The organism is Ruegeria sp. YTSC325 (assembly GCF_059609525.1).
On sequence record NZ_JBXWLY010000013.1, the window covers coordinates 20,482 to 31,742 of the forward strand.

An 11,261-nucleotide genomic window follows, 5' to 3' on the forward strand; every position below is an offset into this window, starting at 1 on the left:
TGGCGCTTGTACTCCTGAGAATTCACAGCGTGGTTGTGGCTAGACGATCCAGATGGCTGTCAATAATGCTTAGCACTCGACGCAGATTTGCCGCAGGCTCAGCTTGGTTTAGGCGATGAATATAGAATTGACCGAAAGGTTTGAGCCTATCGTCAATGTAGTGCAGGTCACTGGCCACAGGCAGATTGTGAAGAAATATATCCCCTACATACCCCAACCCAACGCCAGCTTGCACCGCATTCAGATAGTTGCTCAGGTTTTGAGTCTGGTAGATCGGCCGAAACCTGTATGATGATTTTTCGAAATACGCCGAGAAAATCTGCGCCGGCTGCCATTGTTCGTGCCAACCAACGATAGGGACAATGGGACGCGCCAGAAGGTCATCTACATCGACAGACTTGGCCGCGACCCAGCGAACGTCAAATGGCCAACTTTTTTGGGTCAGCGGGCTGGGCACCTCACGATTGCAAATATAGCACGCATCCAAATTGCCCTTTTCCACGGAAGCCAGCAGGTTTTCCGTGTCATCTGTCGGGATTGAAAGTGTCGTGTCAGCCCGGCCCAAACCGAGGCTTGCGATCGCTGAGCTCGAGCACAAGTTTTCCAGGCTGGCGGACACACCGATCCGGATGACTTTCCCGACTTGGGTTTGCGTCAGAACCGAGATCTGATCCAACTCATTCTGGATCGAAAGGCATCGTTGATACAACAGCTCGGCCTGCGCGCTCAGCCCCGAGTGCGGTGTCTTATCCTTGAACAGTGCAAATCCAACTTGATTTTCCAGCAAGCGAATCCGATTGCTGATCGTAGGCTGAGACCGTCGGAGCATCTTTGCGGTTTCTGAATATGACTTCACCTGACACAAGGTCACAAACGCTTTTACGAGGTCAGTCGATATTGGCATCTTTTTATTTCCTGATAGGGATGTGATCTAGAAAGACGAATAAAAAAACATTTGGATATTATAAGTAAAACTATGCGGTATTGTGTTCATGTCTTTCTCCACCCCAATTACGCTAATATAGTTCCAAAATGATCCTTTTTTCTTTTCAAGGAAGCGGTCAATATAGCCCTAAAACAGATCAAACTACTTTGCGCAAATAAATAAACACGCGAGAACCAATATATATTCACGTGCAATCGAAAAAAAATTCAAAATAATTATAAACATAAACTTATCATATAGTTAGACTGCAACTCCTCCGAGCCGGAAAGCAAAGACAAGCAAAGTTTTTGATGTCTGGGGCTGGGTTAAAGTTTTTTCAATACCTCATTCAACTTTCGAATTTGACTGCTGCAGTTGCTTCGTAAAGTCTTGCCTAAAATCTACGCCACTTTTCTTTCACAAAGTTGTGGAGAGCATATGTGGTCACCTGGGTGGAGAAGAAGATGACGGTTATGCAGAATATGAACCAGCACAGAGATGGTGAAATAACTGGTTATTCTTCAAATGAAGGACCGTCTTTAATTAGCGGTTCCAATTCGAATGCGGCGGGAAAATACGGCGAGAACGAGAGATTTAAATGCCAGCAAATTGGAGAGATTTGCTTGGTATTGTCCCGTTCGCCCCACTACGCACGGATGCCCCTTCGGCACTTGGGTGAACGTTTCCTCTTTCCGATAAGCATTGGTCAAGGTCGTATTTTTAAGGATCGGAATGGAAAGCCATTTGGCATTCTGAGTTACGCCTGGTTGTCCGACGAGTTGAGCGAAAAAATGAGGCACCAGGGGCCGTTTGAGCTGCGGCCTGAGGATTGGAATTCGGGCAGTAACCTTTGGTTTATGGAATTCGCAGCGCCTTATGGGGGTACTCGAAAAATGACTCGGGTGATGCATGACTTCGTGCGCGACACGTTTCCCGACGTTCAGTTTGTTTTGGCGCACAGAGTTAGAAATCAAGGGCGCGATATCCGCGTCGCCAAGTTCCACATCATTCGAAACTAAACAACACACCACGGACACGGCCTGGCTGCGGTGATGCTGCTCACCCGTCCAGAGCGTTAAGAAAAGGGATACGGTATAATGGGTTCTTCCTACGAGTCATTCTACAGCACGACCTACGACAACGGCCGCTACGCGCATATCGACGACGTGGGCGATATTTATGTTGAACACTACGGCAGCAACAGCACCATCAGGATCACCAACACTTTCGACATCGAGAACCTGATCATCCATGGTGACAACAACATCATCTATCTGGATGATGTTGAATACATTTACAATTTTGACGCCCGGGGCAACAACCTGGACATTGATATCAGCCGTATTCGTGAAGATAATATCTCGCAGGCCGACGCCAATATCGAGCTGTGGACATCCGGGTCTGACGTTAACCTTGTGGACGGCTTCAACCTGGAGCTGTGGTTTCATGACAATGGCGTCAATGGGAACAACAATATCAGTATTGTCGACTTCTGGAATATCGATGTCGACCTTTGGGGCAACTATAACTCTCTATATGCTTACGACGTTGATGATGTATGGCTGGATGCCTATGGGGGTGGTCAGACGATCACAATCATCGACGCCTTCGATATCGAACGCCTCTATATCTCGGGCGGTGACAACTATGTTTACCTCAACGATGTAGAGTTTGTGACCGTCGATATTCGCGGCGGCAACAACACCTTGAATCTATTTAACGTCGCTGAGAACGGGATCTCGTTCGCAAATTCTGACGTTGATATCTACGGCGGCAGCAACACCCTGAACGTAGACGATATCTTTGACCTAGACTTGGATATTCGCGGCGGGTTCAACACCATCAGTGTCAACAACGCCACTGATATAGACATCAACACCCATGGCTATGGCGAAAACAATATCACATTGACCGATGTGGATGACGTGGCGCTGCATTTGGTCGGACGCAACACCACCCGTATTCACTCGACGGCCGAGTTCAGCGCCGATATCACCGTGCATGGCGGCACGGGAACCAACCACATCACCACTGCGGGCGGGTTCGAGGCGACAGTCAACACCTATGGCAACACCGATGATACTGTCATTGCAGGGGCTGGTGGATCTTATATCTACACGCATGGCGGGAACGACTATATCGACTCGACCGGAGCGTTTAAGATCAATGTTTATGCAGGGGCAGGCGACGACACGATCATTGCCCGTGGAGCGGATGCCTATATTGATGCAGGCAGCGGCCACAACACGATTACCGCCAGTGGGGTCGGTGTGGGCGTTGTTGCCGGGTCGGGCAACGATACGCTGACAGTTGATGCTGCCATCGGTTACGCCAGCCTTGGCGATGGTCACAACACAGTGAATTTCAACGTGGGGGTTGGCTCGGTCACGGTTGGGTCCGGCGACGATACAATCAACGTCAACGCGGCAGGTGCTGCGATCAACGCGGGCGAAGGCAACAACACCATTCGTTTCAACGGCTTTGCCGGGGATATATCGGTGGGCAGCGGCAATGATACGGTTCACGTCAACGCAGCGGGTGTCCGCCTGAATGCTGGCGAAGGGGATAACTCGATCCATTTCAACGGGTTTGCAGGCGATATCACCGTTGGTGGGGGCAACGACAGAATCTATGTGAACGCTGTGGGTGTCGGCATTGACGCCGGTGAGGGCAACAACCATTTCGACGTGCGCGCGTTGGGGGCAAACCTGACTGCAGGCAGCGGGAATGACAGCGCTTATGTTGGTGCCGCTGTTGGTGTTCTGGATTTGGGTGAGGGCAACAATACGATCGAGTTGCACGCCATCGGAGGATCTATCCGAGTCGGGTCTGGCGACGACACGATCCTTGCGCGGGTGGTCGGAGCCTCGATCGACGCAGGTCATGGGAACAACTTCTTTGACGTTCAAGCCGCAGGCGCAAGCCTGACTGCGGGCGATGGCGATGACACCGCGTTTGTTGGGGCTGCTGTTGGCTTGCTGAACCTGGGCGAGGGAAACAACGTTGTCGAACTGAATGCAGTTGGTGGCAACATCACGGTGGGCGATGGCGACGACACGTTCGTGGTCAACGCTTTGGGCGCGGATCTGAACGCGGGCAACGGTGACAATATCATCACCGCAAAGGGCTTTGGCTTTTCGGCGGAAACCGGGTCAGGCAATGACCGTATCTGGTCCTTGGGCGTAGGCGGACAAGAAATTGACAGCGGTGATGGCAATGACATTGTCACCGCCTATGGCGGGGTCAACGTGGTCCATGCCGGGCATGGCCACAATCAGGTCGAGGTCGCGGGTGGCCTGAACGTCGTACAAGCAGGCTACGGCAACAACGTGATCGACGCTTATGGCGGCGCAAACGTGGTTCTGTCGGGCCACGGCAACAACGATGTAGACGCCTTTGGCGGCGCCAATGCCGTTTTCCTCGGGGATGGAAACAACGAAGTCGTCGCCGGCGGTGGCCTCAACATCATCGCGGTAGGGGATGGCGAAAACAACATCTTCGCCGCAGGGGGTCTGAACATCATCCTCGCGGGCAACGGAGATTCCAGCCTGAACACTCGCGCGCAGGTGGTCACCAATTCGGATCGCGGCGCAAATCTGGTCGAGAACGGCTCGTTCGAGCTTGGCACCGATATCGGAACCGGTATTTTTTTCCGCGTCCCTGATGGCTGGACGCAATCCTTCGGCCAGTTGGAAATTCACGACACTTCGATCTTTAACGATCAGGTCAGCCCGTATGGGTTCTCGGCTTCGGGCAGCGGACGGCACATTCTGGAACTGGACGGCACGCGGAACTCGGGTGTGTACCAGGATATCGACACCCGTGACGGGGCGACCTACGAGATCACGCTCAGCTACCGCGGGACGACCACCGTGTCGGTGGAAAGCAACACGATCGAAGTCTGGTGGGATGGCGAAAAGGTTGGCGAGATCGCCGCGACCCATACCGATTGGCGTGACTATTCCTTTGCGGTCACCGGCGGCGACACCTCGCGGCTGGAACTGCGCGCAGCGGGCAACTCGGATCTGCTGGGCGGAGCCGTTGACAACGTGCGCGTGAATGAAATCCTGGGCACCCGAGACATCGGTGACGGCGTGTTGGATGCGGATTTCAATGCAACCGCCGCTGAAAACGTGCAGGACCTGTCGGAAAACATCGTTCAGAACGGGTCGTTCGAGCTGGGCACACAGGCAGATACCGCCATTTCGTTTTATGTGCCGACGGGCTGGACACAGTCCTTTGGGCGACTCGAAGTCCACAACACCAACTTGATCAATGACAGCATTAACCAGTTCGGCCACAGCGCATCTGGCCATGGTGACCACATTCTGGAATTGGACGGAACCGAGAATTCAGGAATTTACCAGGACCTAAACACGCGGGCTGGTCTCGAATATGATATCACCATCAGCTATCGCGGAACGACAACGGTGTCTGCGGAAAGCAACTCGATTGAGGTTTGGTGGGCCGGGCAACTGGTTGGGACGGTTGCAGATACCCACACTGATTGGCGCGACTACACTTTCCGGGTCACTGGGGAGGATACATCACGTCTTGAATTCCGGGCGGCGGGAACATCCGACCTGTTGGGCGGAGCCATTGACAACGTACGGGTTGTTGCGAATTCGCAAGCAACCGACGGTAACCTTCTGACCAACGGCAGTTTTGAACAAGGTAACTATGGCGATGCCAATTTCGGTCTTGGTCTGCCAGACGGCTGGACATCGTCCTTCGGCACACCCGAGTTCATTAAACTGGCAAATGCAGGGTACGGAGATGCCGCCGACGGCGACTATATCATCGAACTGGCCGGCGGTGCGGTCGACGGTGGCTTTGGTTCGGGCATTTACCAAGATGTCGACACCAATTCGGGCAGCACTTATCAGGTCTCGCTGAATTTCCGGGGACGGGATGGTGCAAATGGGGCAGACAACGCCATCGAGGTCTGGTGGGACGGCGCAAAGGTCGGAGTGATCTCCGAGGCGCATTCGGACTGGCGGACTTACACGTTCGACGTGAACGGCGCGGCCGGGGATACGTCGCGGCTGGAACTGCGCGCAAATGACAGCACTCATCTGGGCGGGCTGATCGACGATGTGCGCGTCGTCGAGACCGGCGAGCTGAACGCAAACCTGACCGCTGGCCTGAGCAATCCGGGCGCGGGTGACAATCTGATTACCAATGGCAGTTTCGAGTTCGGCAACTACGGCGATGCCAATTTCGGACTGTCTCTGCCCTATGGCTGGTCCTCGTCCTTTGGCACGCCTGAGTTCCTGAAAACCAGTACAATTGGTCTGGGTGCTGCTGCCGACGGTGAGTTTGCTCTTGAACTGGCCGGCGGTGCAGTCAACGGCGGATTTGGCTCGGGCGTTTATCAGGATGTCGACACCAGCTCGGGCGAGACCTACCAGATTTCGCTGAATTTCCGGGGACGGGATGGCGCAAACGGGGCGGATAACGCGATCGAGGTCTGGTGGGACGGCGTACAGGTCGGAGTGATTTCCGAGGCGCATACGGATTGGCGGACCTATACATTCGAAGTCTCGGGCGCGGCCGGGGATACGTCGCGGCTGGAGCTGCGCACAACCGACAGCACCCATCTGGGCGGGCTGATCGACGATGTGCGGGTCGAGCGTATCGTCGAAGGAGCGCAGCCTGCAGCCGATGAGCCCGGCAATGACATTCAGGCTTACGGCGTTGGTAACCTTGTGGTTAGCGGTAGCGGCAGTGACCGCATCGTTGCGGGTAGCCTGTTGAACCTGGCAGCGCTTGTTGCAGTGGATGCCGCTGCCGCCAGCGACGATAGCGGGCTGGTCGGCGGCCTGTTCGGAACGTCGGATGGCACGGCCTTTGGAGAAGATCAGGCCGGGTCCATTCTGATCAACGCGCTGGCCAGCGTGACCAACCTGGCCAACGTGGTCATCGCGGGCAATGGCAACAACCAGATCAAGGCTTATGGCGGCCACAACCTTGTGCAGGCCGGAGAAGGCGATGACGACATCACCGCGATCGGCAATGCCAACCTTGTGGTGGCCGGTAATGGCAACAACGATGCGCAGCTTGTCGGCTCGCTCAACGCGTATTGGGGCGGCAGCGGCGATGATGAGATCGACCTGATCGGCGGAAACAACATCCTGCTGCTGGGCACCGGCGACAATACCGTGACTGGTCTGGCGCTGGGGCAAAACCTGATCGTGGGCGGCGGCAATGCAGGGGATACCGATGACATCGTGATCACCGGCGGCTCGAACTTCCTGTTCCTGGGCAGCGGCACCAATAACGTGCTGACCATTGGCCAGAGCAATATCGTTCTGGGCGGCGACGGCGAGGACACGATCTTTGCACTTGGCAACTTCAACTTTGTCAACGCAGCCAGCGGCACAAACAGCATCGCAGTGGCCGGTGTCACCAACTATGTGCTGGGTGGCGACGACAACGATCAGGCGCTGATCCTGGGTGGCAACAACGTCTCGTTGCTGGGCAATGGCAACAACGATGTGATCACGCTGGGCTACAGCAACGTGGTCTTCACCGGATCGCACAGCGACACGGTTTATGCAGGTGGCCGGTACAACGCGATCTCGACTGCGGCAGGCGAAGACACGATCATTGCCGCGGGTCAGGCCAACGTGGTTCTGTCCGGTGCCGATGACGATTTTGTCACCATCGCAGGCCAGCGCAACTTTGCCCTTTCAGGCACTGGCGATGACGTTGTCGTCTCGGTCGGCCAATACAATATCCTTTTGACCGAAGCCGGGGACGATACCGTTCTGACTGCGGGCAAGGACAATTTCGTGCTGACAGCCAGCGGTGACGATACTGTTGCGGCCTTTGGCAAGTTCAACCTTGTGGCTTCAGGCAGCGGCTCGGACGTTGTGATTGCCTTTGGTCAGACCAACTTTGTTGTGACCGACAATGAAATCACGATCGACCCGCAAGAGATCGCCGATTACCAAAAGCGCGTCAAAGACAAGAAAGAGGCCGACAAGGCCGCAGCGGATGCGGCTGATCGAAAAGCCAAGGGCCTGCCGGAAAAAACTGCGCAGGAAACACCAACCAGCTCTACCACCAACACGACCAATGCCACGGGTGTCAGCACCAAATACGAAGACAAGGATATCGGAGCCAGCTTTACAGCCGGTATCGCGGTATCGGGGTCGGCTTCGGTGCTGTTTCCCGATCTCGAATTCTCGACAGAAGGGGTGCCGGATGTCTACATCCCGGGGTTCAGCACGCCGCAGATCAATCTGGATATTCCCGATATTCCGGAACTGCGCAGTCGGCCTGATTACCAATATGGTGAGTTGGGCGCCTATGGTCTGCCAGAAATCAGCCTGCCGGACCTGACGATCCCCGACCTGACGGTCGCCGGGCAGGCTCTGCCCAGCTTGTCGCTGCCCGATGTGTCAGATTTCGGGTTCCGCGATGACGGGTTGGATTTCGACTTCACGTTGGATATCGACTTTAACCCCAGCGCTTACGCCGAAATCAGCAATGTCTACAAAGACCTTGTTGGCGTCGAAAGCGCGGACGGGAAGGCGGGCATCTTCAACTCGTCCAACGGAATTCGCCTCAGCCCCAACAGCGGCAATGCGGAATTCCAAGCCTACACCGAACAGCGCGGCGATGTCGGGCCTGCAAGCGGGGGCAACAACACCTTCTTTACCGGCACCGATCTGACCAATTCGCCTTCGTTCACGGGCAGTGCCAATGGTGGGTATCAGGCACTGCAGACCGGGGATGAGTTTGACGTTCAGGTCAATCCTGCCGAAGCCGCGCCGGAAACCGCTCAACCCACGACAATCAGTCTGCCAACCTTTACGCTGCCTGAAATCTCGGTGCCCTCTTTTGCCATCGGCGGAGCAGATCTGTCGGGCCTGTCGGATATCGACACCATTTTGGGAGGACGCGAGTTCTTTGGTCTGTCGATCCCCGAATTCGACATTCCGGCCGAGTATCTGGAGATTTCCGATTTTGATCTGGACGACTTCGCCAGCCGTGATGCGGTGACGCTGGGCGCACAGACCTTCACGATCCCGGAACTGGCCTTGCCCACGGTTGCTGGCGTCAACTGGGCACAACGGTTTGGCAGCTTTAACCAAACCTACAACTTCCTGCAAACCGATGCGGATGGCGGCGAAGGTGACATTGCAGTGGTCGGTGGACGCGAAAACCGTGTCTACACCGGCGGAGGCGACGACGCGGCGTTGGTTCTTGGCAAAGCCAACAGTGTCTATCTGGGCGCGGGCAATGACGCCGCCGCCGTGTTCGGGACCGAGCGCAACTTTGTCAACGCAGGCGCTGGTGCGGATATCCTGCTAGCCGTGGGCAAGACCAACAGCCTGAATGGCGGGGCGGGCAACGATATTGTCTTTGCCATTGGGGAATCCAACACCGTCCGCGGCGGCACTGATCCCAAACCCGGCGTGACCGACGACAACATTCTGATCGCCATCGGCAAGAAGAACGACATCGACTCGTCCAACAATGGCAATGATCTGAATGGTGGCGTCGACATTGCCATCGCGATCGGCTCGGAAAACAAGGTCCGCACCGGCGGCGGTGACGATACAGTTCTTAGCGTCGGGGTCAAAAACGACACCGGCACCGGTGGCGGCAACGACATCGTGGTCAGCATTGGTAAAGAGAACACCGTCGATCTGGGGCGCGGCAGCGACGTTGCCCTTGTGTTGGGGGTCAAAACCGAAATCAACGGTGACAAACAGACTGACTTAAATGGCGATGACATCATCTTTGCCTTGGGTGGCCGCAACAAGATCGAAGGCAACGGAGGCAATGACAGCATCTTTGTTGCCGGTCTCTATAACACAGTATTGGCCGGCGGAGACGATGATCTTGTGGTCAGCACTGGATCGCGCAACCTGACCTCGTTGGGGTCGGGTGATGATATCGGCATCACCATAGGTGTGGCCAGCCTGACAACCGGTGGTCTTGGGGATGACACCATCATCAACGTCGGCGCGCGCTATGCTAGCCTTGGGGGTTCTGGGAACGATGTGTTCCTTGGTATCGGCAACGGATATCTGGATGGTGGCGACGATCAGGACGTCTTCCTGAACTTCGGGACCGGGACGTTGGACTTCCTGTTCAACGCGGGGATTTCGGTTGTGTCGGAAGCGCTGGCAAATGTGGTTGGCGCCCTGGATACAGTGCTGGAATCCTTCGAAGTCAGCGGATCAGCCGCGTTGGGCGGCGTCTTCAGCTTTGTCGAAAACTCGGTACTGAACGGCGGCGCGGATAGCGATGTGTTCGTGGCGGGCTTTGGGAACTCGGTGGCCTTTGGTGGCAGCGGCGCGGACCAATATATCTATACGCTGGGCAGCGGGCGCTTTGTGGTTAGCGACCAGATTCAGACCAACCTGCAGGACAGCGCATCTGCTCTGGCGGCGACAACAGGCGAAGGTCTGTCGCAATTGTCCAACGGCGATGACGCAGCATTCGGCACCTATTTCGACGACGTCGAAAACGGGGTGCTAGGAGATGCCTCGGGGTCCGCCGCATCGGTTCTCAGCAACGATGCTTTTGTCGATGTGCTGATCTTCCGTACTGCCAACGGGGATACCACCGATATCGCTACCGACAACCTTGTCTTCTCGGATGCGGATGACACGATTGACGTTGTGGTTGACGGGGCCTCGCTGGGTCAGGTGCAGATCAACCAGTTCGGCAGTGACGACATAATCCGCGTCGTGGATCATGACAGCACCTCAGAGATCACGTTCGGGCAGCTCATTTCAAACTCGACTGATGCGCAAGACCCTTTCACCGAGTTTGATGTTGTTGCCGCAATCCAGTCCGGAGTTGATGCAACGATCGCGTATCTCAGTGAAGGCGTGGCCGATCTTGCAGCCAGTAACACTTCCGCAACACGCAGTATCGAAAACGGTGCTTTCCAGGAAGTTTCGTCAATATACGACGATCTGTCGATCCTCAGTAGCGACAATCTGGTCTTTGTCTGATCCCCCCGGCTCGGCGCGTTGTCCTGCGCCGGGCCACTAACATCCCTCTGCGTAAGGAGCGTTAAATGCAACACGTTTATATTGATGGCATCACGGATATCTCGACGATCAACGGAGTGGTACGTGTCACTTGTGGGTGTCTGAAAAAATCCGCGACCGAGGGGGAAGCTCCGGCAAGCGAAAACACCCTGATGATCAACATGTCGCTTCATGCGCTTCTGCAATGCCATGCGCAGATTTCAACCATGATCAAGGTGCTTGAAGAGAAAGAAATCTACAAACACGTGGAAAAAACGTCCGAAACCGATGCCTAGGCTGAGTTGGATTCTCATAGGCTTTCAGGCAACGGGCTCTGG

Annotated in this window: 4 protein-coding genes; 3 read left to right on the forward strand and 1 reads right to left on the reverse strand. The window is 55.3% G+C overall.

Going from position 1 to position 11,261, the window contains the following annotated elements:
- Positions 1-22: 22 nt before the first annotated feature.
- Entirely contained in the window at positions 23-904 is an 882-nt protein-coding gene (locus tag AC2FF7_RS17050; protein WP_496906002.1) for a LysR family transcriptional regulator, read from the reverse strand.
- Positions 905-1,389: 485 nt separating this feature from the next.
- On the opposite strand from AC2FF7_RS17050, the gene AC2FF7_RS17055 reads away from it, so the two are divergent.
- From AC2FF7_RS17055 to AC2FF7_RS17065, 3 genes are all read left to right on the forward strand, one after another.
- Positions 1,390-1,944, forward strand: coding sequence for a toxin-activating lysine-acyltransferase (locus tag AC2FF7_RS17055; protein WP_480869726.1), 555 nt, complete (start codon positions 1,390-1,392; stop codon positions 1,942-1,944).
- Between the two features lie 78 nt (positions 1,945-2,022).
- On the forward strand, positions 2,023-10,905 hold the full coding sequence (locus AC2FF7_RS17060; RefSeq protein ID WP_496906003.1) for a beta strand repeat-containing protein: 8,883 nt from the start codon (positions 2,023-2,025) through the stop codon (positions 10,903-10,905).
- Between the two features lie 65 nt (positions 10,906-10,970).
- The gene (locus AC2FF7_RS17065) at positions 10,971-11,219 is read left to right on the forward strand and encodes a hypothetical protein (protein WP_170356233.1); all 249 of its coding nucleotides are present in this window, start codon (positions 10,971-10,973) and stop codon (positions 11,217-11,219) included.
- Positions 11,220-11,261: the final 42 nt, after the last annotated feature.